Genomic DNA, 24832 nt, shown 5'->3' with positions numbered 1-24832 from the left:
CGCCGCCCGATAGCAGCGATTGCACGCGCTGTCAGTAGGATCACGAGGGGCGGGGTGATGGATGACAAAGAGTGTTACGCCTGCGTACCCATGCTTGGAAGGCCAAGGCGGCTGTGATAGGCTAGTCGCAAAATATCAGGGTCGCCTGCAGAGTTTCAAAGCAAGCAACAAACGGGGTTCTGATAATGCGTCTATTGAAAATGCTGACCGCGGCGACGGCCTGCCTCGCCCTGGTCGTCCCGCAAGCCATGGCCAAGGACAAGGGGTCGTCCGGCCGCCAGGCCCAAACCAAGAAACAGATGGAAATTCCCCGCTGCACCAAGCGCATCGGCACGGCGGCGATCGTCGAACCGGACAATCAGTGGTGGCGGGAATTGAGCCTGGGCAGCCCCGAAGCGATCATCAAATTGTTCGTGCAGCAATCAGGCTGTTTCGGCCTGGTCAATCGCGGCCGGTCGATGGCCAGCCGCAATCTGGAACGCGCCATGGCGGATTCCGGCGAGTTGCAGGCTGGGTCGAACCTGGGCCGAGGGCAGGTGAAAGCGGCGGATTATTTCATCCAGCCCGATATCGTCACCACCAACAAGAATAGCGGCGGCAACGCGCTGGGCGGCATGTTGGGCGGGATGCTGGGCGGCCGCATCGGCGGAGCCTTGCTGGGCGGCATTTCGGTCAAGAAGAGCGAGGCCAATGTCATGCTCTCCGTCGTCAATGCGCGCACGACCGAAGAAGAAGTGATGGCGGAAGGCTATTTCCGCAAATCGGACCTGAGCTTCGGCGGCGGTGGTGGCCTCGGCTGGATGGGCGGCCTGGCCGCGGTCGGCGGTGGCGGTTATCAAAATACCGACATCGGCCAGGTCATCGTGCTGGCCTATCTGGACGCCTATACCAAGATGGTGACGCAGATGGGCGGCCTGCCGGAAAATGCCGCGGCCGCCGCGCCCGTCGCGCAGTAAGTCGAACGGGTTAGTCGAAGGGGCGGCGCTGGATGGGCCAGCGCCGCCTTTTTCATGCCGGTTGCACGGCGGCTGGCTGGAGCGCACGCCGCCGCTTCCACCACCCCAATATCGCTTCTCCCGCCGGTCGCTCCACCACGCGGTTGATCAGCGTGCCGAGTGTCAATGCGACCGCGAAGGCGGCGAAGAAGCCGATCCAGGGGCTATAGCCTGCCTTATACCATCCGTCCGTGATGCTGAGATTCCCAAAGCGGCGAAACTATGAATCTATGTCTTCGGGTTGGAGGGCATTGTCATGGGTGCAGCGATTGGATTGCGAGACGACTTTGATGCAGCGGGCTTGAGGCGACTGGCGCGGACGACAAAGAGCGCGAACCAGGGACGCCGACTGCTAGCTTTGGCGGAAATCTATGATGGCGCGAACCGCAGCGATGCCGCGCGCATCGGCGGAGTGACCCTGCAGATCGTGCGGGATTGGGTGGTGCGGTTCAACGCCCGAGGTCCAGCGGGTCTCCTTGACGGCAAGGCCCCAGGCAAGCCGCCCTTGCTGAATGATACCCAGCGCCAAGCGCTCGCGGAGGTCGTTGAAAGTGGACCGATACCAGCGATCCATGGAGTTGTGCGTTGGCGGCTGATCGACCTGGCGCGGTGGCTTCATGACGAATTTGGCGTGTCTCTGACGGAAACGACCGTAGGGCGAGAGCTGAAAAAGCTGGGCTATGTGAAATTGACGGCACGCCCACGTCACCATGCCCAGAACGAATATGCGATGGAGGACTTCAAAAAGGGGGCTTTGCAGCCGAGCTGGCAAAGATCAAAGCCGCTCTCCCGCGCGACACGCCCATAGAGGTATGGTTCCAGGACGAGGCCCGTATCGGCCAGAAAAACAAGATCACCCGCCGCTGGGCCAGGCGCGGCACCCGGCCTTCAGCGCCCAAGGATCAGAGGACCAAATCAGCCTACATCTTCGGCGCTATCTGCCCTGAGCTTGGCAAGGGCGCTGGCTTGGTCCTGCCCTTCTGTAATACCCAGACCATGTCGCTGCACCTGGCGGAGATATCGCTCGCTATCGAACCAGGTGCCCACGGCGTGCTGCTGATGGATCAGGCCGGATGGCACATGACCGGGAAGCTGGAAGTACCCGATAATATCAGCATCGTTCCGCTGCCGCCAAAATGTCCTGAACTCAACCCGGTCGAAAATATCTGGCAATTCATGCGCGATAACTGGCTATCCAACCGCATCTTCACGTCCCACGACAACATCGTCGACCTTTGCTGCGAAGCCTGGAACAGGCTGATCGATCAGCCCTGGCGCATCATGACAATTGGACGCCGCAAATGGGCACGTGGGTCGTGATCAATGCAGGTTGGTATTAGCCAGTTCCAGCATGACGACGAAACCGACATGCTGGTGGATGAGGTAGAAGGAATAGCTGATCCCGCCGAGCCAGATGAGCGGGCGGATGCGCAATATATGCAGCCGCCCCGCGATCAGCGCCGCAAAGGCCGCGAGCAGGACGCAGGCGACGATGGTCACGTCCCATGTCTCCATCGTCGCGACCGACGCCAGCGCCAGCGCGGCATAGGGTGCCTGCTGTCGCCAACTGCGCCGTCCCGCCCAGACGCGGTAGGACAGCATACCAATGATGAAGAAGGGCAGATAGCGCAGCACCACCAGCATGATGATCCGCTCCGGCATGTCGGGCCACAGGGCGTAGAGCCAGCGGACGCCCAGCCATAGCAGGAGCAGCGGCTCCAGATGCTTCAAACCCGCGAATTTCCACAGGCCGATCATGCAGGCGTAGAAGGCGATCTCCACCGTCAACGTCCAATAGGCGCCATCCACTTCGGGCAGGAAGGCAAAGCCCTGCAACATGGTGAAATTGGCGAGGATCGCGCCGGGTCCGATCAGAAGCTGCGTCGCATGGGCGAGATATTCGATCGACAGCGTCACCAGCATCGCCACCAGATAGGCGGGATAGAGCCGGGCGAAGCGATTGACCACGAAGTCGCCGACGGACCCGATCCGATCGAGCGTGAAGAAGATCGAAAATCCCGAAATGGTGAAGAACAGCAGCACCCGATAATTGCCGCCGGGGAAACTGAACGGCACATGCGCCGCCTGGGGAAAAAGTTCATGGAAGCGCGTGGAATAATGAAAGATCAGCACGCACAGCGCGCCTATGCCACGCAGCGCATCCAGTTCCGTTAACCGTGCGCGTTTGGGGGATGATCCAGCCACAGCCCGCTATAGCAACATAGGAGACATAAATCTGGCAAGATCGTGGTTAATCGGTCTGCGAAAACCCGATTTTTGTTGCTGGTCTTTTGCTACATCGCATTGCGTTAAGGCAAATATGCTTAACGGCCATGGGTGGCTGGTACACCACCCCCTCGTCATCGGCACCATGACGCCAAAAGGGGCAGGCATGGCCAAAGCCATACCCGCCCCTGTCGGTCATTTTTTTCCGTAGCGCGCTATATCAGGCGGCGTCGCCGTCCAGGATCGCCGCGATGGCGCTGGTCACGTCATCCATGTCGGCCATGCCGTCGACGCGCGACACGATCGCGCGCGCTTCATAGATGGGCAGGATGGGTGCGGTCTTGGCGCGATATTCGGCCATGCGGGTGCGCACCGTTTCCTCATTGTCGTCGGGGCGGCGCTTGAACTCGTGGCTCTGGCACTTGTCGCATTCGCCCTCGACCTTGGGCAGCTTGAAGACATCATGATAGCCAGCGCCGCAATTGGCGCAGGTGAAGCGACCGGTGATCCGTTCGACCAGCGCATCCTCATTGACGTCCAGTTCGATCACATGATCGAGTGAGCGACCGCGTCCATCGAGCAGGACATCGAGCGAATGGGCCTGCGCTTCGGTGCGCGGATAGCCGTCGAAAATGACGCCGGTATCAGCGGCAAGCGCATCCAGTGCTTCGCCGATGATGCCGGACACGACATCGTCGGGCACCAACGCGCCCGATTCCATCAGCGCCTTGGCCTGTAGCCCGACGGGCGTGCCCGCCTTGACGGCCGCGCGCAGCATGTCGCCCGTGGACAGTTGCACCATACCGCGGTCCTCGACCAGGCGACTGGCCTGCGTCCCCTTGCCGGCTCCCGGAGGGCCAAGCAGAATGATGTTCATCGCGCGCATTCTCCCCTATTGTGCGCCCAGCGTCCGGGCCGCGTTTAGCGCAGGCGGCCCTTGAGCTTCGCCTTCTTGATCAGATCGCCATATTGATGGGCGAGCAGGTGGCTCTGAATCTGGGTCACGGTATCGACCGTAACATTGACCACGATCAACAAGCTAGTCCCACCAAGGTAGAAGGGAATTCCCGCCCGGGCGATGGCAAATTCCGGCACCAGACAGATGAACGCCAGATAAGCGGCGCCGATCACGGTGATGCGCGTCAGCACATAATCCAGATAATGTTCGGTATTCTTGCCCGGACGGATGCCGGGAATGAAGCCGCCATTGCGCTTGAGATTGTCGGCCGTCTCTTCCGGGTTGAACACCACAGCGGTGTAGAAGAAGCAGAAGAAGACGATGCCCAGGCCATAAAGCCCCATATAGACCGGGCTGCCGTGCGAGAGATATTGGTTGAGCGTCAGGACGAAATCGCCCCACCGGCTTTCGCCCGCGACCGTCTGGCCCGCAAACTGCGAGATGGTCAGCGGCATCAGCAGCAGCGACGAGGCGAAGATCGGCGGAATGACGCCTGCGGTGTTGACCTTGAGCGGCAGATGGCTGCGATCCGCTTGCATCAATCCCTGACGGGTCTGACGCTTGGGATATTGGATCAGCACCCGGCGCTGCGCCCGCTCCATGAAGCAGATCAGCAGGATGAGGCCGATCGCCATGACCATCACGAGGAAGATGAGCAGGCCAGAGATCGTGCCTTCGCTGCCGGACTTGAACAGGTTGCTCAACGTCACCGGCAACTGGGCGACGATGCCCGCCATGATGATGAGCGACACGCCGTTGCCGATGCCGCGCGAGGTGATCTGTTCGCCCAGCCACATCAGGAACATGGTGCCGCCGATCAGCGACACGACCGCCGACACGCGGAATACCATGCCGGGATCGACCACGGCCGCGCCCTGCGTCTCATAGCCGACCGCCGCGAAATAGCCCTGCACCGCTGCCAGGAACACCGTGCCGTAGCGGGTATATTGGTTGAGCCGCTTGCGGCCGCTTTCGCCTTCCTTCTTGATCGCCGCCAGCTTTGGCGAGAGCGAGGAGGCCAGTTGCACCACGATCGACGCGGTGATGTAGGGCATGATGCCGAGCGCGATCAGGCTGGCACGCTCCAACGCACCACCCGAAAAGGTGTTGAAGATGTCGAGAACGCCGCCGCGCGTATTCTGCACCGCGCCGGCCAAAGCCGTCGGATCGATGCCGGGCATCGGCACGAAGCTGAGGAATCGGAACACGATCAATGCGCCGAGCGTGAACCACAAGCGCTTCTTGAGGTCGGTGGCCTTGCTGAATTTCGCGAGGCTCAGATTGGATGCGAGCTGGTCGGCTCTCGATGCCATGGTGGCTGCCCTTCAAATCACTCTTGCCGAGGCATCAAGCCCCGGTGCGGAATCGCTCATCCCTTAGCGGGACGGGTTCAACGTGTCGAACGGGGAGTTGCCATACCAAGTGGCAAAGACAGTCCCCCGATACGCATGACCCCGCCAACCCATATCGGGCAGCGGGGCCGTGCTTGCAAGTCTGAGACTGCGGCTTACGCCTTCCGGGCAGCCTTGGCAGCGGCCAGCGCCGTGCCCTTCTTGGCCTTCGCCTTGTCGGCGGCCGCGACGACTTCGATCACTTCGACCTTGCCACCGGCCTTTTCGACGGCTTCCAAGGCACCCTTCGACGCGCCGGAGACCAGGAAGCTGACCTTAGCGGTCAGTTCGCCCTTGGCGAGCAGACGGACGCCATCCTTGCCACCACGGGCAAGAGCGGCAGCCTTGAGCGCGGCATGGTCGATGGTCGCATTGGCGTCCAGCTTGCCGGCGTCGATCGCCTTCTGCACCGCACCCAGGTTCACGATCGCGAAATCGCTGGCGAAGATGTTGTTGAAGCCGCGCTTAGGGATGCGCATGTGAAGCGGCATCTGGCCGCCTTCGAAGCCGTTGATGGCAACGCCCGAACGCGCCTTGGCACCCTTCTGGCCGCGGCCAGCGGTCTTGCCCTTGCCCGAACCGATGCCGCGTCCGACGCGCATACGGCCCTTGCGGGCGCCATCATTATCACGGATGTCATTGAGTTTCATATCGTGCACTCGCTTTCGCTTTGTTCGCGCTGTCCCCAGTGGGAACCTGAAGAGGCCGGGTCGATAGCCCGACCGTCAAAAAAACGAAAGAGGGGTTTCCCCCTCTCCCGCATCATTTCATCGGATCGAAGGGCTTAGCCCTCGACCACTTGCACCATATGGGGCAGCTTCTTGATGGCACCGCGGACTTCCGCCGTGTCTTCCAGTTCCACCACGCGATGCATCTTGCCAAGGCCCAAACCGATTAGAATCTTCTTCTGGTCGGCGGGGCGACGGATCGGCGAACCGATCTGCTTGATCTTGATTGTTGCCATGTCGCTTACTCCACAATCGCTTCGGCGTCAGCCTGCGCGACCTCGACCGAGGCTCCACCGCGATGCAGAAGGTCGGCGACCTTCTTGCCGCGACGCTGCGCCACCGACTTGGGGCTCGTCTGTTCGCCCAGCGCCGCGAAGGTCGCCCGGATCATGTTATAAGGGTTCGACGTGCCGTTCGACTTGGTCACGACGTCTGCAACGCCGAGGCTTTCGAACACGGCGCGCATCGGACCACCGGCGATGATACCCGTACCGGCCGGGGCCGAACGCAGCGTCACCTTGCCCGCACCGAAATGGCCAAGGCCATCATGATGCAGCGTGCGGCCTTCCTTCAGCGGAACGCGAACCATTGCCTTCTTGGCAGCGGCAGTCGCCTTGCTGATGGCTTCGGGCACTTCGCGCGCCTTGCCATGACCGAAACCGGCCCGGCCCTTGCCGTCGCCGACAACGACCAGCGCCGCAAAGCCGAAGCGCTTGCCGCCCTTGACCGTCTTGCTGACGCGGTTGATGTGGACCAGCTTCTCGATCAGTTCTTCGCCCTGATCTTCGTCACGGTTACCGCCGCGACGATCGTCACGACGACCACGGCCGCCGCCGCGATCGCTGCGGTTGCGGTCGCCGCCGCCACGATTGCCACGACCACGGCCGGGACCACGATTTTCGGTGACTTCCTGAGGCGTCGCTTCAGGAGCCAGGACGGCTGCGGGCTGATTGCCTTCGCCGGTGGTGTTTTCGTCAGCCATGATCAGAACTCCAGCCCGCCCTCACGGGCGGCATCGGCCAGCGCTTTCACGCGGCCATGGAACAGGAAGCCACCACGGTCGAACACGACGCGGGTGACACCGGCAGCGGTCGCCGCAGCGGCGACGCGCTTGCCGACATCGGCAGCGGCTTGCGAGGTAGCGCCGGTCTTGCCGCGCACGTCCTTGTCCAGGGTCGATGCCGCAGCGACGGTCGTGCCGGCAGCGTCATCGATGATCTGGGCGTAGATGTGACGACCCGAACGGTGAATGCTCAGGCGCGGGCGGGTGCCCGAAACAGCCTTGAGAGCGGTGCGAACACGGCGACGACGCCGCGCGAAGAGGGAAAGCTTTGCCATCTTACTTCTTCTTCCCTTCCTTGCGGAAGATGAACTCGCCGGCATATTTGATGCCCTTGCCCTTATAAGGCTCAGGCTTGCGCCAGCGACGGATTTCGGCGGCAACCTGGCCGACCTGCTGCTTGTCCATGCCGCTGATCTCGACCGTGGTGTTATCCGGGGTCTTGATCTCGATCCCGTCGGGGATCGCAAAATCGACGTCATGGCTGTAGCCAAGCTGCAGCTTCAGGTTCTTGCCCTGCGAGTTCGCGCGGTAGCCAACGCCGGTGATCAGCAGCTTCTTGGTGAAGCCTTCCGTCACGCCGGTGACCAGGTTCTGGATCAGCGTGCGCTGCATGCCCCAGAATGCCCGTGCGGCCTTGGTCTTGTTGGCCGGCTGAACGAGAATGCCTTCGCCTTCCAGCGTGTAGCTGATCTCGTCGCGCAGCGGCATGGCCAGGGTGCCCTTGGGCCCCTTGACCGAGAGCTGCCCGCCCTCGATGGTCGCCGTCACCCCATTGGGGATCGCGACCGGCTTTTTACCGATGCGGCTCATTAGAACACCTCCGCCAGCACTTCGCCGCCGACATTCTGATCGCGCGCTTCTGCGTCGGACAGAACACCCTTGGGCGTCGAGACGATCGTGATACCAAGACCGTTGCGGATCACCGGCAGTTCTCTCGAACCCGAATAGACGCGGCGGCCAGGCTTGGACACGCGGGCGACATGCTTGATAGCAGGCTGCCCTTCGAAATATTTCAGCTCGATGCGCAGGCCAGGGTGCTTGCCGAGATCTTCCTCGGAATAGCCGCGAATATAGCCTTCGCGCTGGAGCACGTCGAGGACGCGGGCGCGCAGCTTGGACGCCGGGGACATAACGCTGTCCTTCTTCGCCTGCTGCCCGTTGCGGATGCGGGTGAGCATATCACCCAGGGGATCGGTCAATGCCATGAGATGATATCCTTACCAGCTCGACTTGGTGACGCCGGGGATCAGGCCCTTATTGGCCAGATCGCGCAGCTGAATACGGCAGAGCCGGAATTTGCGGTAATAAGCGCGCGGGCGCCCCGTCAGTTCGCAGCGGTTACGCACGCGGGTTGGGTTGCCGTTGCGGGGAATTTCCGCCATCTTCAGACGAGCGATCAGACGATCGCTGTCATCGGCCGCGTTGTCATTCGCGATCGCCTTGAGCTTTGCATAACGGCCGGCATATTTCTTAACCAGCTTCTTGCGACGCTCATTCTTGTTGATCGAACTCAGTTTCGCCATGACTTAAGTTCTCTTCCTTAGCTTTAGCGTTGGGAGAGAAGCGGGACCTTGTTCAGGCCGCCTGCTTCTCTTCGAGCGGGAAGGGGAAGCCGAAGAGGCGCAGCAATTCGCGCGCTTCATCGTCCGTCTTCGCCGTGGTGGTCACAATGATGTCCATGCCGCGCACCTTGTCGACACGGTCATAGCTGATCTCTGGGAAGATGATCTGCTCCTTGATACCGAAGGCATAATTGCCACGGCCATCGAAGCTCTTCGGATTGAGACCACGAAAATCGCGGACGCGGGGCAGGGCCACGTTGATCATGCGGTCCAGGAATTCATACATGCGCTCGCGGCGCAGCGTGACCTTGGCACCGATGGGCATGCCTTCACGCAGTTTGAACTGCGCGATCGACTTCTTCGCCTTGGTGATAACCGGCTTCTGGCCAGCGATCAGTTCCATTTCCTCAGCGGCCTGCGTGACCTTCTTCTTGTCCTGGGTCGCTTCGCCCACGCCCATGTTGAGCGTGATCTTGTCGATCTTGGGGACTTCCATGACGTTCTTGTAACCGAATTTCTCGGTCATCGCCTTGGCGATCTCGGCGTCATACAGCGCTTTGGAGCGCGGGATGTACTTATCGGCCATTACAGCACCTCACCGGACTTGACGGCGACACGGACCTTCTTGCCGTCGCGATCCTCGAAACGAACGCGGGTCGGCTTGCCATCCTTGTCGGCGACCGCCACGTTCGAAATGTGGAGCGGCGCGGGCTTGCGCTCGATGCCACCCTGCGGGTTCGACTGGTCGGGCTTGCGATGCTTCGCATGCACGTTGATGCCTTCGACAAGAACCTTGTCGGCCTTGGGCATCACTTGCAGGACAGCGCCGGTACGGCCCTTGTCCTTGCCAGCCAGGACGACGATCTTGTCGCCCTTCTTGATCTTGGCAGCGCTCATTACAGCACCTCAGGAGCGAGCGAGATGATCTTCATGTGCTTCTTGGCGCGCAGTTCGCGAACGACCGGGCCAAAGATACGGGTGCCGATCGGCTCCTCGTTCTTGTTGATAAGCACAGCGGCGTTGCCGTCGAAGCGAATCACGCTGCCATCAGCGCGACGCACGTCCTTGGCGGTACGCACGATGACGGCACGATGCACGTCACCCTTCTTCACCTTGCCGCGAGGCGCTGCTTCCTTGATCGAGACGACGATGATGTCGCCTACGCTCGCGAAGCGCCGCTTCGAGCCGCCCAGCACCTTGATGCACTGGACGCGCTTGGCGCCGCTGTTGTCAGCGACGTCAAGATTGGATTGCATCTGGATCATGGATCCGGTTCCTTCTTATTTGGCCTACCGGGACGCTCCAGAAAGGTCTGGCCCAGCGGTTCCGAATTTCGTGCCAAGACTCTGTCGGGTCCTACGCGAAGCGCGGGCCTGTAACCCCTTCTGATCGAAAAGGCCAGCCCCGCGTCGCAATAAGACCCAAAGAATCAGTGAGCCTACCCTAAAAGTCCGGGCTTCCGCCTTTAAGCGGCAACCTCCGGCGACTTGTGGGTGTCCACGCGCTCGATGACCTTCCAGGTCTTGAGCTTGGAAATCGGGGCGGTTTCCTCGATGCGGACCGTCTCGCCTTCCTTGTAGACATTGCCCTCGTCATGGGCGTGATATTTCTTCGAACGGCGGATGATCTTGCCGTAGAGCGCATGCTTAACCTTGCGCTCTACACGAACCACCACCGTCTTGTCGGTCTTGTCGGAAACCACCGTTCCCGTCAGCACGCGCTTGGGCATCGTGTGTTTCCTTTACTTCGCGGTCGCAGCCGAGCTGTTACGCTCGGTCTGCAAAGTTTTGATCTGCGCGATCGACCGGCGGACTTCCTTGACGCGGCTGGGCTTTTCCAGCTGGTTGGTGGCCGCCTGGAAACGCAGATTGAACTGCTCGCGCTTCAGGTTGTTGAGTTCGGTCGACAGTTCGTCGTCCGTCTTGGTCTTAAGGTCAGCAACGTTCGCCATGGCTTAACCCTCCAGGTGCGAGGTGTCGCCGAGGCGGGCAACGACCTTGGTCTTGATGGGCAGCTTCATCGCGGCGCGCGAGAAGGCCTCTGCTGCGAGCGGACCGGGTACGCCGTCCAGTTCGAACAGGATGCGACCCGGCTTGACGCGGGCGGCCCAATATTCGACCGAACCCTTGCCCTTGCCCTGACGGACTTCGGCCGGCTTCTTCGACACAGGCACGTCGGGGAACACGCGGATCCACAAACGGCCCTGACGGCGGATGTGACGCGTGATCGCGCGGCGAGCCGCTTCGATCTGGCGCGCGGTGATCCGCTCAGGCTCCATGGCCTTGAGACCATAGGAACCGAAGTTCAGAGCGGAACCGCCCTTGGCATCGCCCTTGATCCGGCCCTTGAAGGTCTTGCGGAACTTCATTTTCTTCGGTTGCAGCATGACGCTATACCTACCTTATGTTCAGCGCGCCGGACGCACACCGGAGGTCTGAGCCTCCAGCATGAGCCGGTCGGTGGCCATCGGATCATGGCCCAGAATCTCACCCTTGAAGATCCAGACCTTGATGCCGCACACGCCATAGGCGGTGTGCGCCGTGGCTTCGGCATAGTCGACGTTCGCGCGCAGCGTGTGCAGCGGAACGCGACCTTCGCGATACCATTCGACGCGCGCGATTTCTGCGCCGCCCAGACGGCCGCCGCAGGTGATCTTGATGCCTTCGGCACCTAGACGCAGCGCCGACTGAACAGCCCGCTTCATCGCGCGGCGGAAAGCCACGCGGCGTTCGAGCTGGTCAGCGATACCCTGTGCAACAAGCTTGGAATCGACTTCCGGCTTGCGGATTTCGACGATGTTCAGCGACACGTCGGACGTGGTCAGCGCGCTCAGCTTCTTGCGCAGCTTTTCGATGTCCGCGCCCTTCTTGCCGATGATGACACCGGGACGGGCAGCATAGACCGACACGCGGCACAGCTTGGCAGGGCGTTCGATGACGACCTTCGAAATCGCGGCCTGCGGCAGCGACTTCATGATGAACTGGCGGATCTTGAGATCTTCCAGCAGCAGGCGGCCATAGTCCGCGCCTTCGGCGTACCAGCGGCTGTCCCAGGTGCGGTTGATCTGAAGACGCAGACCGATCGGATTGCTCTTGTGACCCATGTGCTTACGCCTCCGCTTCTTCGCCAGCTTCACGCACGACGATGCGCACGCGGCTGTAGGGCTTGAGGATCCGGGTCGACTTGCCACGGCCACGCGCATGGAAGCGCTTCAGCGTAAACGCCTTGCCTACCGATGCTTCGGCCACGACCAGGGCGTCGACGTCCAGATTATGGTTGTTTTCCGCGTTGGCGATGGCCGAAGCCAGCACCTTGCGCACGTCCACTGCCATCGCCTTCTTGGAGAAGGCGAGGATGTTCAGCGCGTCTTCGACCTTGTGACCGCGGATGAGCGTGGCAACCAGATTCAGCTTCTGGGCCGAACCACGGATCTGCGTGCCGACGGCCAGAGCCTCATTGTCGGCGACGCGACGGGGAGCCTTTTCCTTGCTCATTAGCGCTTGCCCTTCTTGTCGGCAGCGTGGCCGGGGAAGAAGCGGGTCGGAGCGAATTCGCCCAGCTTATGACCCACCATATCCTCGTTCACGGACACCGGAACATGCTTGCGGCCGTTATAGACGCTGAACGTCAGGCCAACGAACTGGGGCAGGATGGTGGAACGACGCGACCAAGTCTTGATCGGCGCACGGCCACCGGCTTCCTGCGCGGTTTCTGCCTTCTTCAGAAGGCTGAGGTCCACGAACGGACCTTTCCAGACGGAACGAGCCATCGCGGATTACCTCTTCTTCTTGGCGTGACGCGACCGGATGATCATCTTGTCGGTCGACTTGTTGTTACGGGTGCGGGCACCCTTGGTCGGCTTGCCCCAAGGCGTAACCGGATGACGGCCGCCCGAGGTCCGGCCTTCACCACCACCATGAGGGTGATCGACCGGGTTCTTGGCGACACCGCGCGTCAGCGGGCGGATGCCCTTCCAACGGTTGCGGCCTGCCTTGGCGAGGTTGGTATTGCCGTTGTCCGGGTTGCTGACGGCGCCGATGGTGCCCATGCAATCCGAACGGATGTAACGCTGCTCACCCGAAGACAAGCGGATCATCACCATGCCACGATCACGACCAACGAGCTGGGCATAGGTGCCCGCCGAACGGCAGAGCTGTGCGCCCTTGCCCGGCTTCATCTCGATATTGTGGATGATCGTGCCGACCGGCATCTGACCCAGTTCCATCGCGTTGCCCGGCTTCACGTCGGTCTTCTTGCCCGCGATGACCTTGTCACCAGGAGCGAGGCGCTGCGGCGCGATGATATAGGCCTGCGTACCGTCGGGATAGTTGACCAGCGCGATGAACGCGGTGCGGTTGGGGTCATATTCCAGACGCTCGACCGTACCTTCGACATCCCACAAGCGACGCTTGAAATCGATGATACGATAGCGCTGCTTGTGACCGCCGCCGATACCGCGCGAGGTCACATGACCCTTGTTGTTGCGGCCACCGGTCTTGCGCTTGCCTTCGGTCAGCGCCTTGACGGGCTTGCCCTTGTGCAGGCTGGACTTGTCGACCAGAATGAGGCCGCGCTGGGCGGGGCTCGTCGGGTTATAATGCTTCAGCGCCATGGTTAGCGCACTCCCTCGGTGATGTCGATCGACTGGCCTTCGGCCAGGCGGACGATCGCCTTCTTGACGTCGGAGCGGGTGTAGGGCTTGCCCTTCCACTTCTTGGTCTTGCCCTTCGTCACGAGCGTATTCACGCTCTTGACGTCGACACCCCAGATCGCTTCGACAGCGGCCTTGATCTCAGGCTTGGAGGCATCGCCCGCCACCTTGAAGACCACAGCGTTGAATTCGCTGAGAAGAGTCGACTTCTCAGTGATGTGCGGGGCGACAACCACGTCATAATGACGGTTGTCGACCGTTGCGGCTTGCTTTTTAGCCATTGAAACGGGCCTCCAGCTTTTCGACCGCGGCGCGGGTGAGCACCAGCGAGTCGGCTTTCAGGATGTCGTAGACATTGGCACCGACGGCCGGCAGCAAGTCCACGCCGATGATGTTGGCCGACGCCTTGGCGAAGCTGATGTTGACCGCGTCGCCGTCGATGAACAGCACCTTGGTCAGGTTCAGCTTGGCAAGATTGGCGACCAGCGCCTTGGTCTTGCCTTCGGCAACGTCGAGGCTGTCGATGATGAACAGCGAACCGTCCTTCACCTTCGACGACAGCGCCATCTTCAGGCCCAGCGCGCGAACCTTCTTGTTCAGCGAGGGATTGAAGTCACGAACGCGGGCACCGTGGGCTTTACCACCACCGATGAACACAGGCGCGCGGCGATCGCCGTGACGAGCCGTACCGCCGCCCTTCTGGCGACCGAACTTCTTACCCGTGCGGGCAACATCGCTACGCTCGCGGGTGCCGCGGGCCGTACCGCGACGCTTTTCGAGCTGCCAGGTGACGACACGGTGCAGGATGTCGGCGCGGGGCTCGACACCGAATACGGCATCGTTCAGCTCCAGATCGCCAGCTTCCGCTGCGTCGAGGGTCTGTACCTTGACCTTCATGGTTTAGCCCTCCTGGCCTTCGGTCGCTTCCACTGCCGCGACTTCTTCAGCCGGGGTATCAGCGGGAGCGCTGTCGTTGCTGTTGTCAGCCTTTTTCAGGCTGGCGGGATAGGGAACGTCGGCCGGACGGGGCACCTTGACGGCATCCTTGACGGTCAGCCAGGTGCCCTTGGCACCGGGCACGCTACCCTTGACGAACAGCAGACCGCGCTCGACGTCCGTGCGGACGATTTCGAGGTTCTGCTGCGTGCGTTCACGATCACCCATATGACCGGCCATCTTCTTGTTCTTGAAGACGCGGCCTGGATCCTGACGGTTACCCGTCGAACCATGGGCACGGTGACTGATCGACACGCCGTGGGTGGCGCGCATACCGCCGAAGCCCCAACGCTTCATGGCGCCGGCAAAGCCCTTACCCTGGGTGTGACCCGACACATCGACGAGCTGGCCGTCGATGAAATGATCCGCGGCGATTTCCACGCCGACATCGAGGAGTGCATCCTCGGCGACACGGAATTCTACCAGACGCGCTTTCGGCTCCACTTCCGCCTTGGCGAAGTGACCGCGCTGCGGCTTGGCGACATTCTTAACCTTCGCTACGCCGGCACCCAGCTGCACGGCAATATAGCCGTCGCTGTCCACATCCTTGCGAGCCACGACCTGGTTGCCTTCAAGGGCCAGAACCGTAACCGGCACGTGACGCCCGTCCTCTTGGAACAGGCGGGTCATCCCGACTTTCTTAGCGATCACGCCAGTGCGCATGATCCATACTCCCAATAGAGGCCCGCCTAAGCCTTAAAAAGAAACTGACGCCGGCGGGCGTATCCAACGAAAAAAACCGCTCGGGATCATTCCCTAGCGGCCAACCCAAATATGCAGATCACCCCGTCCGGGTTGGATGCCAACCCCTCTCGGGACCAGCGACGGGGGACCAGAACCACAGACTTGCCAGTTGCCCGGCGCTGTGCGGTATCCCTTGTGTCGTGTGAGCTTCCGGTTTCCCGGAATACCCGATACCCTGCCGACTTGTTACAGAAGGCAGGGACTTGCTAACCTCAGGCCAGCTTGATTTCCACGTTCACGCCGGCAGCCAGGTCCAGCTTCATCAGCGCATCGACCGTCTGCGGCGTCGGCTGCACAATGTCAAGCATACGCTTGTAGGTGCGAACCTCAAACTGCTCACGCGACTTCTTGTCGATGTGCGGACCACGGTTGACCGTGAACTTTTCGATGCGCGTCGGAAGGGGAATGGGACCGCGGATGAGAGCGCCAGTGCGGCGTGCGGTGTCGGCGATGTCGCCAGTCGCCTGATCAAGCACGCGATGATCGAACGCCTTAAGGCGAATGCGGATGTTGCTGTCCATATTCCTGTACCGATGCGAAAGAGCAAAAAAACAACCGCCTCTTAATCTGTCCTTCTAGCTCGCTAGAGCCGGAGAAAGACGATCCGAGGCGGTAAAAATCCGAGCGGCGCGAATCAGGCGATTCGCGCCGCTGCGGTGCCTATATTACTTCGAGATCGTGCCGACAACCCCTGCGCCGACGGTACGACCGCCTTCACGGATGGCAAAGCGCAGACCTGGGTCCATCGCGATGGGCGCGATCAGCTTGACGCCGAGCTTTACGTTGTCGCCAGGCATAACCATCTCGGTGCCCTCAGGCAGGATGACTTCGCCGGTGACGTCCGTGGTGCGGAAGTAGAACTGCGGGCGATAGTTGGCGAAGAACGGCGTGTGACGGCCACCCTCTTCCTTCGACAGCACGTACACTTCAGCGTCGAACTCGGTGTGCGGCATGACCGAACCGGGCTTGGCCAGAACCTGGCCACGCTCGACGTCTTCACGACCAACGCCACGAACCAGCGCGCCGATATTGTCGCCTGCACGACCTTCGTCGAGCAGCTTGCGGAACATTTCAACGCCCGTGACCGTGGTCTTGCGGGTGTCGCGGATGCCGACGATTTCGACTTCTTCGCCAACCTTGACGATGCCGGTTTCGACGCGGCCGGTGACGACGGTGCCACGACCCGAGATCGAGAACACGTCTTCGATCGGCATCAGGAAGGGCTTGTCGATCGGACGCTCGGGCTGCGGGATCCAGCTGTCAACGGCAGCCATCAGCTTCAGCACGGCGTCATGGCCGATTTCCGGGGTCTTGTCCTGCAGCGCGGCAACGGCCGAACCGGGGATGACGGGGATGTTGTCGCCGTCGAAATCATAGCTGCTCAGCAGCTCGCGGATTTCCAGCTCGACCAGTTCCAGAATTTCGGCGTCGTCAACGAGATCGACCTTGTTCATGAACACGACGAGCTGAGGAACACCGACCTGCTTGGCGAGCAGGATGTGCTCACGGGTCTGCGGCATCGGGCCGTCGGTAGCCGACACGACCAGGATCGCGCCGTCCATCTGCGCCGCACCGGTGATCATGTTCTTCACATAGTCAGCGTGACCGGGGCAGTCGACGTGCGCATAGTGGCGCGCTTCGGTTTCATATTCGACGTGCGCGGTCGAAATGGTGATGCCGCGCTCGCGCTCTTCGGGCGCCTTGTCGATGTTGTCGTAGCTGGTGAACGTGGCGCCGCCGGTTTCGGCCAGCACCTTGGTGATCGCTGCGGTCAGCGAGGTCTTGCCATGGTCGACGTGACCGATGGTGCCGATGTTGCAGTGCGGCTTATTCCGCTCAAACTTAGCCTTAGCCATTTTATCCTACCTTCTAATCAAAATCAGCTTGGGTCTGACCGCTCGGCCGCGCCTCGCGAAGGCGCGTCCATAGCAGCAAATTTGCAGATTACCAGCCCCTAACCGAGCCGCTTGCACGGCTCGGCCGGGGAAATTCATCAGGCCATCTTCGCCTTGACTTCGTCCGCGACATTCTGCGGCACTTCATCATAGTGCGAGAAGGTCATCGAATAGTTCGCACGCCCCTGGGTGAACGAACGCAGCGAGTTCACATAGCCGAACATGTTGGCCAGCGGGACCATCGCTTCGACGACCTGTGCATTACCACGGGTGTCGGTGCCCTGGATCTGGCCACGACGGCTGTTCATATCACCGATCACGTCGCCCAAATATTCTTCGGGGCTGACGACTTCGACCTTCATGATCGGTTCGAGCAGCGTGATCCCCGACTTCTGCGCGACTTCACGCATCGCTGCGCGACCAGTGATTTCGAACGCCAGCGCCGACGAGTCGACGTCATGATAGGCGCCGTCATACAGGTTGATCTCGAAATCGATGATCGGGAAGCCGATGAGCGAGCCGGTAGCTGCCGTTTCGCGCATGCCCTTTTCGATGGCCGGGATATATTCCTTGGGAATATTACCGCCCTTGATCTCATCCTTGAAGATGATGCCCGCACCGCGCTCGCCCGGCGTGACCTTCACCTTGATGCGGCCGAACTGGCCGGTGCCGCCCGACTGCTTCTTATGGGTATAGTCGACGTCGACGGCCTTCTTGAGATATTCGCGATAGGCCACCTGCGGCGCACCGACATTCGCCTCGACCTTGAACTCACGCTTCATGCGATCGACCAGGATTTCGAGGTGAAGCTCGCCCATGCCCTTGATGATGGTCTGGCCCGATTCGTGATCGGTCGAAACGCGGAAGGACGGATCCTCGGCGGCCAGGCGGTTGAGCGCGACGCCCATCTTTTCCTGGTCGGCCTTGGTCTTGGGTTCCACCGACAATTCGATAACCGGCTCAGGGAATTCCATCCGCTCCAGGATGATCGGCTGGCGCTCGGCGCACAGCGTATCCCCGGTGGTGGTTTCCTTCATGCCGGCCAGCGCAACGATGTCGCCGGCATAAGCCGCATCGATATCTTCACGGCTGTTGGCATGCATCAGCAGCATGCGGCCGATCTTTTCCTTCTTGTCCTTGACCGAGTTCAAATAGGTGCCCTTGGTCAGGGTGCCGGAATAGACGCGCAGGAAGGTGAGCGAGCCGACGAACGGATCGTTCATGATCTTGAACGCCAGGCCAGCGAACGGCGCATCATCTGCGGTCGCACGGCTGTCGGGCTGGTCGTTGTCGGGGTTGATGCCCTGCACGTCCTCAATGTCGAGCGGCGAAGGCAGATAGTCGACGACCGCGTCGAGCAGGGGCTGAACGCCCTTGTTCTTGAACGCCGAACCACACAGCACGGGGACGAACGACTGGGCCAGCGTGCCCTTGCGGATCAGCTTCTTGAGCGTCGCGACGTCGGGCAGATTGCCTTCGAGATAGGCTTCCATCGCCTCGTCGTCCTGCTCGACGGCCAGTTCGATCAGCTTTTCGCGATATTCGGCAGCCTTGTCGGCGAGATCGTCGGGAATTTCCTCATAGGAGAATTCAGCGCCGAGATTCTCATCCTTCCAGATGATCGCACGGTTTTCGACCAGATCGACCAGACCCTTGAACTCGCTCTCCGCACCGATGGGGAGATACAGAACGGCGGGGATGGCACCCAGGCGATCGATGATCGTCTGCACGCAATAATAGAAATTGGCGCCGGTACGGTCGAGCTTGTTGATGAAGCACATCCGCGGAACCTTATACTTGTCCGCCTGACGCCACACCGTTTCCGACTGCGGCTCAACGCCCGCAACGCCGTCGAACGCGGCGACCGCGCCATCGAGCACGCGCAGCGAACGCTCGACTTCGATGGTGAAGTCGACGTGGCCTGGGGTGTCGATGATGTTCAGACGGTGGTCGTTCCAGATGCAGGTGGTCGCAGCCGACGTGATGGTGATACCACGCTCCTGCTCCTGTTCCATCCAGTCCATCGTGGCGGCGCCGTCATGGACTTCGCCGATCTTGTAGGACTTGCCGGTGTAGTAAAGGATACGCTCGGTCGTCGTGGTCTTGCCGGCGTCAATATGCGCCATGATACCAAAATTACGATAGCGTTCGAGCGGATGGCTGCGGGCCATGATGCTTCTCCGTTGCCGGCGCACCGGCGGTTGGGGATTCGAGTTCTTGGGTGGCCCCTAAACCAATCCGTCCGCCATGGGTAGAGACCCCTGACGAACGGACCAATTTTTGAAACCGGACAGCGAAGCGGACATTGGAAACGCCCGCCAGCCTTTTACCAGTAGCGGTATGTTACCAGCGATAGTGCGAGAAGGCACGGTTGGCTTCGGCCATCCGGTGCGTATCTTCGCGCTTCTTGACGGCATTGCCGCGATTGTTGGCGGCGTCCATCAGCTCACCCGACAGGCGCGCGGCCATCGTGGTTTCGCTGCGGTTGCGCGCGGCGGTGATCAGCCAACGGATGGCCAACGCCTGTGAGCGTTCGGGACGCACTTCGACGGGAACCTGATAGGTCGCACCGCCAACGCGGCGGCTGCGAACTTCGATGCCCGGCTTGATGTTGTTCAGCGCGTCATGGAACATGCCGATCGGGTCCTTCTTGGCGCGGGTCTCGACAGTTTCGAGAGCGCCATAGACGATGGACTCAGCAACGGCTTTCTTACCGTCCTGCATGATCGAATTCATGAACTTGGACAGCACGATATCGCCATATTTGGGATCGGGCAGGATGATGCGCTTTTCGGGGCGACGACGACGTGACATATTCTTGGTCTCCCCTTACTTCGGACGCTTCGCGCCGTACTTCGAACGGCTCTGCTTACGATCCTTGACGCCCTGGGTATCCAGAACGCCGCGAAGAACGTGATAGCGCACGCCGGGAAGATCGCGGACACGACCGCCACGGATCAGAACAACGCTATGTTCCTGAAGGTTATGGCCTTCACCGGGGATGTAGGTGATGACTTCGCGCTGGTTGACCAGACGCACCTTCGCCACCTTGCGGAGCGCCGAGTTCGGCTTCTTCGGAGTCGTCGTATAGACGCGGGTGCAAACACCACGCTTTTGCGGGTTCGCATCCATGGCAGGGACCTTGGACTTGGCCTTCTGCGGTTCGCGGCCCTTGCGGACCAGCTGGTTGATTGTTGGCATGAAGCCCTTCACCTTTTTCAGTTACTTTACCGTGGCATCCCCGTGTTGCGAGCCGCTTGGAAACAGACGTCATCCAAACAGCAAAGGCCCCGGTGGGCATAAAACCCCCTGGAGCCGCAAGAGCACCCGGCAATGTTCAGCTCTAATAGCACCCAGCAATGGCGAGAAAAGACGAGTCTCGACGCGACAGGTCGCTGGGCAGCCGGGCCTATAGCCCTGCGCGGGCAAAGGGTCAAGCGTCGCGACAGGGCGGCGCTACACCCGTGATTTTCCGTGCCTCGCTCCGACGTGGTTAGGGTTTTGATAACCCTGTTGCGCCTATTTTTCGGGCCAATCACCAATATGGTGTTTCTATGGACAAAATGTGACGGACATCTCCCCCTATACCGGTGAATTTTGCGACCCTGCCCGCGAACGCCTCTTTCAGGAAGGGCGCTTGCGCGAGTCGCGCGGGCACGCCCAGATCCTGTTCGCGCTATCGGCCGTGCTCAATACCCTGTTCCTGATGAGCGACTGGCGCTTTGCCGGAACTGATCATTTCTGGGTTGCTGTGCCAGCGCGCATCGTCGTCATTCTCTGGTCGCTGGCCTGCCTGTCGGTCAGCCATCGCATGACCAGTTTCCGCGCGGTCGAACGCATCTGCTTTGCTTGGCAGGCGGTCATCGCCGTCGGTGTCGCCTTCCTCGTTAGTTCGCGTAGCGACATCGCCGTCTTCGTGCTGGTGATGCTTCCGCTGGTCTTCTACCTCGTCGTGCCGACCAGCTTTCGCGGCAATGTCGGTGGCGGACTGGCCTGCGGCGTCGCGCTGTTGATCGGCTATCTGACCCCCGCCCCGCTGTCGGCCACCGTGCCTGGCATGATCCTGGCGATGGTGATGCTGCATTTCGGCATGTGGATCGCGATCGCGCGCGGCAATCGGCTCCAGCGCAAGGAATGGAAGGCTGGCCTCGCCGCGCGCGAAGCCCAGGCTGCGCTGGCCAACAGCCGGGATACGCTGGAACATATGTTCATGGCCGTACCCCTGCCGCTGCTAGTGACACGCTATGACGGCAGCATCGTGCGGATCAACCGCGCCGCGCTGGAGGCGCATGCGGCTGGTGGCCCCGTATCGCTGACCAATGTCGAGCAAACCTATGTCGATCTGCCGGTACGCGACGATCTGTTCTCCCGGCTGCGACAGGGGGAGGCGATCGATAATTTCGAATGCCGTCTGCGCCGTGGTGATGGCGCCATTCGCAATGCGTTGCTGTCGTCCCGGCCCATCGTGATCGACAATGAAGCCTGCTTCATGACCAGCGTGGTCGACATCACCGAACGCAAGGAAATCGAACAGAATCTGGAACGGCTGGCGATGTCGGATGCGCTGACGGGCCTGGCGAACCGCGCGCATTTCATGGCAGCGGTGACGCAGGCGACCGCTGCGCCGACCAAGCGAGCGCAACTGGCCGTGCTGTTGATCGACCTGGACGAGTTTAAGCGCGTGAATGATACGGCCGGTCATGACGCTGGCGATGCCCTGCTGTGCGCCGTGGCCGGACGCTTGCGGCACGCGCTGCGCCCCGGCGACCTGGTGGCGCGCATGGGCGGGGACGAATTTGCCGTGCTGCTGACCCGCCTGCCCGACACCGAGTCGGTGCAGCCGATATTGCGGCGTATCACCGAGCATCTTCATGCCCCGCTCAGCTATCGTGGGCGGCCGATGGAATGCCGGGTGAGCATCGGCGTCGCGCTGTTCCCCGACCATGGCGACGATGTCACCGCCCTCGTCAAACATGCCGACATCGCGCTCTATCATGCCAAGAATAGCGGACGGGGCCGCGCAACCCTGTTCGGTCCTGAATTGCTGGAAAGCTGGGAGCGTGAGGCCGCGATGCTTGACCGGGCACGCCATATCCTGGCGCATGAACGGCCCTGCCCCTGGTATCAGCCCAAGATCGCGCTCGACAGCGGGGCGATCGTCGGGTTCGAAGCGCTGTTCCGCTGCCCGACCGCGGACGGCAAGGTCATCATGCCCGGCGAGATCGCGTCCGCCTTTGAACATCCTGAACTTGGCCCCATCATCACCATGATGATGATCGACCGCATCATCGCCGATTGCGTGCGCTGGCGCGACGCGGGCGTGACGGTCGGCCCCATTGCGTTCAACGGGTCCGGCGCGGATCTGAACGACGATGCCTTTGCCGATCGCCTGCTGCAACGGCTGGCGGATGCCGACCTGCCACCTTCGACCGTGGAACTGGAAGTGACCGAATCGGTCTTTCTGGGCCGCAACGCCGAACGGGTCGGGCGCGCCCTCAACCGACTGAGCGATGCCGGGGTCAGCATCGCGCTCGATGACTTCGGCACCGGCTATGCCTCCCTCTCCCATCTCAAACAATTTCCGATCGACATCATCAAGATCGACCAGCGTTTCGTGCGCGACCTGGAAACCGACCCGGATGACGCCGCCATCGTCCGCACCGTCCTCAACCTCGCCTTCAGCCTTGGCATCCGCACGGTGGCGGAAGGGGTCGAGAATAGTCGGCAGGTCGATTATCTGCGGGCGGGCGGATGTCATTATGGCCAGGGCTATCATTTCAGCCCGGCCGTACCCGCCGCCGCCGTCACCCGCCTGCTCGCAACGACAGCACAGGCCGATCTCGGCTGAGGCGCGGGTTCAAAAAATCGTATTTATGAGGGAACAAAAGATCGCAGGGATCATTTAGTCGCGCGCATCACTCGACTCGTCACGTCTACGTAACGGTGGATTCGCGCGGGTGGCCCGGCTTTGCTATCGGCCCGAGTCGAAAAGAGCTACGGGGTCGTCATTGTCGCATCATCGAAAATCGAGGGCAGCCGCTCTCCGGGCACGGCTTGCCGCCTTATGCCCAGAGCGGGAGATTTTCCTGCGATCGGGCGGCCAGGTCCGGTTCCTGCGCATTTCCCGCCGCCTGCAACTCACGACACTCAGCCTGCTGACGATGGCTCTGGCCGGCTGGGGCGGCATGACGCTGGCGATGATCGCCGACAGCGCCTCAGTGACGCAAGAGCGCGCTGCGCTCGCCGCCAAGAGCAAATCCATCGCGACCGCTGCCACCAAGGTCGAAGGCTATCGCCAGTCGGTCGATGAATTGGCACAGGATCTGGAAGCCCGGCAGGACTTCATGGACACGCTCTACAAGACCCATTTCGGGGCCGAGGGTGACAAGGACGCGGACATGGTCGCGCCGACCGCCGCCGACACATCCGGCAAGGCGGAGACGCTGACCGCCAAGATCAGCATGGCCCCGGAGGCCGCGCCGCTCGTGCGGCTGGAAGAACGCCAGCGCCGTTTCGCCCTGCTGCTGACCGCTGCTGTAGAGCGTCGCGCGGACAAGGCAGCGGCGGCGATCCGCAGCTTCGGCCTCAACCCCGACCAACTCGCTCGCAGCGCCGCGCGCGCCCAGGGTGGCCCCTTCGTTCCGTGGAAGGGCAGCAAGGGCGCCATGACCGGCGAATTGGAACATCTTGCCGATGCCCTGACACGCATGGAGTTTCTGGAACGCAGCCTGTTGTCGATCCCGTCGGGCAGGCCGACCATGGCGCCGATGGAAACCAGTTCCTACGGCTATCGCCGCGATCCGTTCAACGGCCACGCCGCCTTCCACGCCGGCATGGATTTCCCCGGCCGTCATGGCCAGCCGATCGTCGCGGCCGCGCCAGGCAAGGTGCGCTATGTCGGCCAGCGGCAGGGCTATGGCAATGTGGTCGAGGTCGATCATGGCAACGGTCTGATGACTCGTTACGCCCATTTGTCACGCTTTGCCGCCAAAGTAGGCCAGGCGGTGGCGCGGGGCGACACGATCGGCGGCATGGGGTCGACCGGCCGTTCGACCGGCACCCATCTCCATTTCGAGGTCCGGCAAAATGACCGGCCCATCAACCCCCGCCGTTTTCTGGAGGCTGCCCAGGATGTTCTCCAAGTCCAGCAAATCGCCAAGGCCCGATTCGCCGATGTCGGCAACCGGGGCTAAAAACACCCCCTTCTCGCTGATCGGCGGCGACGTCACGATCAGCGGCAACGTCACCGCGTCGGTCGATCTGCATGTCGATGGCGTGGTGGATGGCGATATTAGCTGCGCCGCGCTGGTCCAGGGGGCCGAGAGCCGCATCATCGGTCATGTCACCGCGCAAAGCGCGCGCCTGGCAGGCCTTGTCGATGGATCGATCACGGCGGACGAGTTGGTGGTCGAGCGCAGCGCGCGGATCACCGGTGATGTTCGTTATGAGCGCATCACGATCGAGGCGGGCAGCCGGATCGACGGCCATTTTGCGCATAAGGACAATGCGCCTGCCGCCGAACTCAAGCTGATCGCCAACGAGAGCGCCTAACGTCATTTGTCATTGGAAGCGGGTTTCAAGTCCTTCTACCCGTCGCATCGTCACCGACAAGGAGACGACCGA

33 protein-coding genes and 1 pseudogene are annotated in these 24832 nt (G+C 61.5%); 5 read left to right on the top strand and 29 right to left on the bottom strand.

Annotated features, from left to right (window positions below; genetic code table 11):
- Positions 1–185: 185 nt before the first annotated feature.
- Complete coding sequence (locus tag SxD43FB_RS07600) at positions 186–956, top strand: CsgG/HfaB family protein (RefSeq protein WP_069065532.1); 771 nt, start codon at positions 186–188, stop codon at positions 954–956.
- Positions 957–1008: 52 nt separating this feature from the next.
- Here the strand turns inward: SxD43FB_RS07600 and SxD43FB_RS25850 are convergent.
- A pseudogene (locus SxD43FB_RS25850) lies at positions 1009–1173 on the bottom strand (acyltransferase); the annotation flags it as partial.
- A gap of 78 nt (positions 1174–1251) precedes the next feature.
- Between SxD43FB_RS25850 and SxD43FB_RS07595 the strand changes: the two are divergent.
- Positions 1252–2315 (top strand): IS630 family transposase gene (locus tag SxD43FB_RS07595; protein ID WP_096061640.1). Its coding sequence is split into 2 segments (ribosomal slippage): positions 1252–1743 and positions 1746–2315, totalling 1062 coding nucleotides; the frame shifts between segments, so codons are not numbered across the junction.
- On the opposite strand, the gene SxD43FB_RS07590 is transcribed toward SxD43FB_RS07595, so the two are convergent.
- From SxD43FB_RS07590 to rpsL, 28 genes are all read right to left on the bottom strand, one after another.
- The gene (locus tag SxD43FB_RS07590) at positions 2316–3200 is read right to left on the bottom strand and encodes an acyltransferase (protein ID WP_096061639.1); all 885 of its coding nucleotides are present in this window, start codon (positions 3198–3200) and stop codon (positions 2316–2318) included.
- A gap of 241 nt (positions 3201–3441) precedes the next feature.
- A complete protein-coding gene (locus SxD43FB_RS07585) occupies positions 3442–4098 on the bottom strand; it encodes an adenylate kinase (RefSeq protein WP_096061692.1) in 657 nt (218 codons plus the stop codon).
- A gap of 44 nt (positions 4099–4142) precedes the next feature.
- The gene (gene secY / locus SxD43FB_RS07580; RefSeq protein ID WP_037472381.1) at positions 4143–5492 is read right to left on the bottom strand and encodes a preprotein translocase subunit SecY; all 1350 of its coding nucleotides are present in this window, start codon (positions 5490–5492) and stop codon (positions 4143–4145) included.
- Between the two features lie 194 nt (positions 5493–5686).
- Complete coding sequence (gene rplO, locus SxD43FB_RS07575; RefSeq protein ID WP_037472382.1) at positions 5687–6220, bottom strand: 50S ribosomal protein L15; 534 nt, start codon at positions 6218–6220, stop codon at positions 5687–5689.
- A gap of 134 nt (positions 6221–6354) precedes the next feature.
- Positions 6355–6534, bottom strand: coding sequence for a 50S ribosomal protein L30 (rpmD, locus tag SxD43FB_RS07570; RefSeq protein WP_037472383.1), 180 nt, complete (start codon positions 6532–6534; stop codon positions 6355–6357).
- Between the two features lie 5 nt (positions 6535–6539).
- Positions 6540–7280, bottom strand: a complete 741-nt coding sequence (gene rpsE, locus SxD43FB_RS07565) for a 30S ribosomal protein S5 (protein ID WP_069065533.1) — start codon at positions 7278–7280, stop codon at positions 6540–6542.
- A 2-nt stretch (positions 7281–7282) separates the two neighbouring features.
- A complete protein-coding gene (gene rplR, locus SxD43FB_RS07560) occupies positions 7283–7636 on the bottom strand; it encodes a 50S ribosomal protein L18 (protein ID WP_037472385.1) in 354 nt (117 codons plus the stop codon).
- A 1-nt stretch (position 7637) separates the two neighbouring features.
- Positions 7638–8171 (bottom strand): 50S ribosomal protein L6, encoded by a 534-nt coding sequence (rplF, locus tag SxD43FB_RS07555; protein WP_037472386.1) that lies wholly within the window; start codon positions 8169–8171, stop codon positions 7638–7640.
- Positions 8171–8566 carry a 30S ribosomal protein S8 gene (rpsH, locus tag SxD43FB_RS07550; protein ID WP_096061638.1) on the bottom strand — a complete coding sequence of 132 codons (396 nt, stop codon included), beginning with the start codon at positions 8564–8566 and terminating at the stop codon, positions 8171–8173. The genes rplF and rpsH overlap by 1 nt, the downstream gene beginning before the upstream one ends.
- Before the next feature lie 12 nt (positions 8567–8578).
- Complete coding sequence (gene rpsN, locus SxD43FB_RS07545; protein ID WP_037472388.1) at positions 8579–8884, bottom strand: 30S ribosomal protein S14; 306 nt, start codon at positions 8882–8884, stop codon at positions 8579–8581.
- A gap of 52 nt (positions 8885–8936) precedes the next feature.
- On the bottom strand, positions 8937–9509 hold the full coding sequence (gene rplE / locus SxD43FB_RS07540; protein ID WP_037472389.1) for a 50S ribosomal protein L5: 573 nt from the start codon (positions 9507–9509) through the stop codon (positions 8937–8939).
- Entirely contained in the window at positions 9509–9820 is a 312-nt protein-coding gene (gene rplX, locus SxD43FB_RS07535; RefSeq protein ID WP_069065534.1) for a 50S ribosomal protein L24, read from the bottom strand. Before rplX ends, rplE begins: the two co-directional genes overlap by 1 nt.
- Positions 9820–10188 (bottom strand): 50S ribosomal protein L14, encoded by a 369-nt coding sequence (rplN, locus tag SxD43FB_RS07530; RefSeq protein ID WP_007686569.1) that lies wholly within the window; start codon positions 10186–10188, stop codon positions 9820–9822. Before rplN ends, rplX begins: the two co-directional genes overlap by 1 nt.
- 200 nt (positions 10189–10388) lie before the next feature.
- Entirely contained in the window at positions 10389–10652 is a 264-nt protein-coding gene (gene rpsQ / locus SxD43FB_RS07525) for a 30S ribosomal protein S17 (protein ID WP_037472391.1), read from the bottom strand.
- A 12-nt stretch (positions 10653–10664) separates the two neighbouring features.
- Positions 10665–10874, bottom strand: coding sequence for a 50S ribosomal protein L29 (gene rpmC, locus SxD43FB_RS07520; protein ID WP_037472392.1), 210 nt, complete (start codon positions 10872–10874; stop codon positions 10665–10667).
- A 3-nt stretch (positions 10875–10877) separates the two neighbouring features.
- A complete protein-coding gene (gene rplP, locus SxD43FB_RS07515) occupies positions 10878–11309 on the bottom strand; it encodes a 50S ribosomal protein L16 (protein ID WP_037472393.1) in 432 nt (143 codons plus the stop codon).
- A gap of 21 nt (positions 11310–11330) precedes the next feature.
- Complete coding sequence (rpsC, locus tag SxD43FB_RS07510) at positions 11331–12026, bottom strand: 30S ribosomal protein S3 (protein WP_037472395.1); 696 nt, start codon at positions 12024–12026, stop codon at positions 11331–11333.
- 4 nt (positions 12027–12030) lie between these two features.
- The gene (gene rplV, locus SxD43FB_RS07505) at positions 12031–12417 is read right to left on the bottom strand and encodes a 50S ribosomal protein L22 (RefSeq protein ID WP_043152133.1); all 387 of its coding nucleotides are present in this window, start codon (positions 12415–12417) and stop codon (positions 12031–12033) included.
- Positions 12417–12692, bottom strand: a complete 276-nt coding sequence (gene rpsS, locus SxD43FB_RS07500; protein WP_037472398.1) for a 30S ribosomal protein S19 — start codon at positions 12690–12692, stop codon at positions 12417–12419. Before rpsS ends, rplV begins: the two co-directional genes overlap by 1 nt.
- Positions 12693–12698: 6 nt before the next feature.
- Positions 12699–13535 (bottom strand): 50S ribosomal protein L2, encoded by an 837-nt coding sequence (gene rplB, locus SxD43FB_RS07495; RefSeq protein WP_069065535.1) that lies wholly within the window; start codon positions 13533–13535, stop codon positions 12699–12701.
- Between the two features lie 2 nt (positions 13536–13537).
- Positions 13538–13855 carry a 50S ribosomal protein L23 gene (locus SxD43FB_RS07490; protein WP_037472401.1) on the bottom strand — a complete coding sequence of 106 codons (318 nt, stop codon included), beginning with the start codon at positions 13853–13855 and terminating at the stop codon, positions 13538–13540.
- Positions 13848–14471, bottom strand: a complete 624-nt coding sequence (gene rplD / locus SxD43FB_RS07485) for a 50S ribosomal protein L4 (RefSeq protein ID WP_037472402.1) — start codon at positions 14469–14471, stop codon at positions 13848–13850. Before rplD ends, SxD43FB_RS07490 begins: the two co-directional genes overlap by 8 nt.
- A gap of 3 nt (positions 14472–14474) precedes the next feature.
- Positions 14475–15233 (bottom strand): 50S ribosomal protein L3, encoded by a 759-nt coding sequence (rplC, locus tag SxD43FB_RS07480; RefSeq protein WP_037472404.1) that lies wholly within the window; start codon positions 15231–15233, stop codon positions 14475–14477.
- A 293-nt stretch (positions 15234–15526) separates the two neighbouring features.
- A complete protein-coding gene (gene rpsJ, locus SxD43FB_RS07475) occupies positions 15527–15835 on the bottom strand; it encodes a 30S ribosomal protein S10 (protein ID WP_007686587.1) in 309 nt (102 codons plus the stop codon).
- A 144-nt stretch (positions 15836–15979) separates the two neighbouring features.
- Positions 15980–17170: an elongation factor Tu gene (gene tuf, locus SxD43FB_RS07470; RefSeq protein ID WP_037472405.1), complete on the bottom strand. Its 1191-nt coding sequence runs from the start codon at positions 17168–17170 to the stop codon at positions 15980–15982.
- A gap of 137 nt (positions 17171–17307) precedes the next feature.
- Entirely contained in the window at positions 17308–19380 is a 2073-nt protein-coding gene (gene fusA / locus SxD43FB_RS07465; RefSeq protein ID WP_037472406.1) for an elongation factor G, read from the bottom strand.
- A gap of 172 nt (positions 19381–19552) precedes the next feature.
- On the bottom strand, positions 19553–20023 hold the full coding sequence (gene rpsG / locus SxD43FB_RS07460; RefSeq protein WP_037472408.1) for a 30S ribosomal protein S7: 471 nt from the start codon (positions 20021–20023) through the stop codon (positions 19553–19555).
- A 15-nt stretch (positions 20024–20038) separates the two neighbouring features.
- Complete coding sequence (rpsL, locus tag SxD43FB_RS07455; RefSeq protein WP_026002556.1) at positions 20039–20410, bottom strand: 30S ribosomal protein S12; 372 nt, start codon at positions 20408–20410, stop codon at positions 20039–20041.
- Between the two features lie 364 nt (positions 20411–20774).
- Between rpsL and SxD43FB_RS07450 the strand changes: the two genes are divergently transcribed.
- The 3 genes from SxD43FB_RS07450 to SxD43FB_RS07440 all read left to right on the top strand — a co-directional run bounded on the left by SxD43FB_RS07450 (position 20775) and on the right by SxD43FB_RS07440 (position 24760).
- Positions 20775–23057, top strand: a complete 2283-nt coding sequence (locus tag SxD43FB_RS07450) for an EAL domain-containing protein (RefSeq protein WP_096061637.1) — start codon at positions 20775–20777, stop codon at positions 23055–23057.
- A gap of 313 nt (positions 23058–23370) precedes the next feature.
- A complete protein-coding gene (locus tag SxD43FB_RS07445) occupies positions 23371–24402 on the top strand; it encodes a M23 family metallopeptidase (RefSeq protein ID WP_096061636.1) in 1032 nt (343 codons plus the stop codon).
- Complete coding sequence (locus tag SxD43FB_RS07440; RefSeq protein WP_037472413.1) at positions 24383–24760, top strand: polymer-forming cytoskeletal protein; 378 nt, start codon at positions 24383–24385, stop codon at positions 24758–24760. Before SxD43FB_RS07445 ends, SxD43FB_RS07440 begins: the two co-directional genes overlap by 20 nt.
- The last annotated feature ends 72 nt before the right edge of the window (positions 24761–24832 follow it).

This window comes from Sphingobium sp. D43FB (assembly GCF_002312805.1).
Lineage (GTDB): Bacteria > Pseudomonadota > Alphaproteobacteria > Sphingomonadales > Sphingomonadaceae > Sphingobium.
The sequence above is the reverse complement of the archived record's forward strand: the minus strand, read 5'-3'. Positions and strand labels throughout refer to the sequence as shown.

What these genes read in the sequence shown, in the direction of transcription:
- rpsC (WP_037472395.1), bottom strand. Translation starts at nt 12,026, where the DNA reads ATGGGTCACAAGAGCAATCCGATCGGTCTGCGTCTTCAGATCAACCGC.
- rplR (WP_037472385.1), bottom strand. Translation starts at nt 7,636, where the DNA reads ATGGCAAAGCTTTCCCTCTTCGCGCGGCGTCGTCGCCGTGTTCGCACC.
- rplO (WP_037472382.1), bottom strand. Translation starts at nt 6,220, where the DNA reads ATGAAACTCAATGACATCCGTGATAATGATGGCGCCCGCAAGGGCCGT.
- secY (WP_037472381.1), bottom strand. Translation starts at nt 5,492, where the DNA reads ATGGCATCGAGAGCCGACCAGCTCGCATCCAATCTGAGCCTCGCGAAA.
- rpsJ (WP_007686587.1), bottom strand. Translation starts at nt 15,835, where the DNA reads ATGGACAGCAACATCCGCATTCGCCTTAAGGCGTTCGATCATCGCGTG.
- rplP (WP_037472393.1), bottom strand. Translation starts at nt 11,309, where the DNA reads ATGCTGCAACCGAAGAAAATGAAGTTCCGCAAGACCTTCAAGGGCCGG.
- rplE (WP_037472389.1), bottom strand. Translation starts at nt 9,509, where the DNA reads ATGGCCGATAAGTACATCCCGCGCTCCAAAGCGCTGTATGACGCCGAG.
- rpmC (WP_037472392.1), bottom strand. Translation starts at nt 10,874, where the DNA reads ATGGCGAACGTTGCTGACCTTAAGACCAAGACGGACGACGAACTGTCG.
- rplC (WP_037472404.1), bottom strand. Translation starts at nt 15,233, where the DNA reads ATGCGCACTGGCGTGATCGCTAAGAAAGTCGGGATGACCCGCCTGTTC.
- rpsS (WP_037472398.1), bottom strand. Translation starts at nt 12,692, where the DNA reads ATGGCTCGTTCCGTCTGGAAAGGTCCGTTCGTGGACCTCAGCCTTCTG.
- rpmD (WP_037472383.1), bottom strand. Translation starts at nt 6,534, where the DNA reads ATGGCAACAATCAAGATCAAGCAGATCGGTTCGCCGATCCGTCGCCCC.
- rplB (WP_069065535.1), bottom strand. Translation starts at nt 13,535, where the DNA reads ATGGCGCTGAAGCATTATAACCCGACGAGCCCCGCCCAGCGCGGCCTC.
- rplX (WP_069065534.1), bottom strand. Translation starts at nt 9,820, where the DNA reads ATGAGCGCTGCCAAGATCAAGAAGGGCGACAAGATCGTCGTCCTGGCT.
- rpsH (WP_096061638.1), bottom strand. Translation starts at nt 8,566, where the DNA reads ATGGCATTGACCGATCCCCTGGGTGATATGCTCACCCGCATCCGCAAC.
- rpsL (WP_026002556.1), bottom strand. Translation starts at nt 20,410, where the DNA reads ATGCCAACAATCAACCAGCTGGTCCGCAAGGGCCGCGAACCGCAGAAG.
- rpsQ (WP_037472391.1), bottom strand. Translation starts at nt 10,652, where the DNA reads ATGCCCAAGCGCGTGCTGACGGGAACGGTGGTTTCCGACAAGACCGAC.
- rpsG (WP_037472408.1), bottom strand. Translation starts at nt 20,023, where the DNA reads ATGTCACGTCGTCGTCGCCCCGAAAAGCGCATCATCCTGCCCGATCCC.
- SxD43FB_RS07440 (WP_037472413.1), top strand. Translation starts at nt 24,383, where the DNA reads ATGTCGGCAACCGGGGCTAAAAACACCCCCTTCTCGCTGATCGGCGGC.
- SxD43FB_RS07490 (WP_037472401.1), bottom strand. Translation starts at nt 13,855, where the DNA reads ATGGCTAAAAAGCAAGCCGCAACGGTCGACAACCGTCATTATGACGTG.
- rpsN (WP_037472388.1), bottom strand. Translation starts at nt 8,884, where the DNA reads ATGGCGAAACTGAGTTCGATCAACAAGAATGAGCGTCGCAAGAAGCTG.
- rplF (WP_037472386.1), bottom strand. Translation starts at nt 8,171, where the DNA reads ATGAGCCGCATCGGTAAAAAGCCGGTCGCGATCCCCAATGGGGTGACG.
- SxD43FB_RS07600 (WP_069065532.1), top strand. Translation starts at nt 186, where the DNA reads ATGCGTCTATTGAAAATGCTGACCGCGGCGACGGCCTGCCTCGCCCTG.
- fusA (WP_037472406.1), bottom strand. Translation starts at nt 19,380, where the DNA reads ATGGCCCGCAGCCATCCGCTCGAACGCTATCGTAATTTTGGTATCATG.
- rplD (WP_037472402.1), bottom strand. Translation starts at nt 14,471, where the DNA reads ATGAAGGTCAAGGTACAGACCCTCGACGCAGCGGAAGCTGGCGATCTG.
- SxD43FB_RS07585 (WP_096061692.1), bottom strand. Translation starts at nt 4,098, where the DNA reads ATGAACATCATTCTGCTTGGCCCTCCGGGAGCCGGCAAGGGGACGCAG.
- tuf (WP_037472405.1), bottom strand. Translation starts at nt 17,170, where the DNA reads ATGGCTAAGGCTAAGTTTGAGCGGAATAAGCCGCACTGCAACATCGGC.
- rplN (WP_007686569.1), bottom strand. Translation starts at nt 10,188, where the DNA reads ATGATCCAGATGCAATCCAATCTTGACGTCGCTGACAACAGCGGCGCC.
- rpsE (WP_069065533.1), bottom strand. Translation starts at nt 7,280, where the DNA reads ATGGCTGACGAAAACACCACCGGCGAAGGCAATCAGCCCGCAGCCGTC.
- rplV (WP_043152133.1), bottom strand. Translation starts at nt 12,417, where the DNA reads ATGAGCAAGGAAAAGGCTCCCCGTCGCGTCGCCGACAATGAGGCTCTG.
- SxD43FB_RS07445 (WP_096061636.1), top strand. Translation starts at nt 23,371, where the DNA reads ATGGCTCTGGCCGGCTGGGGCGGCATGACGCTGGCGATGATCGCCGAC.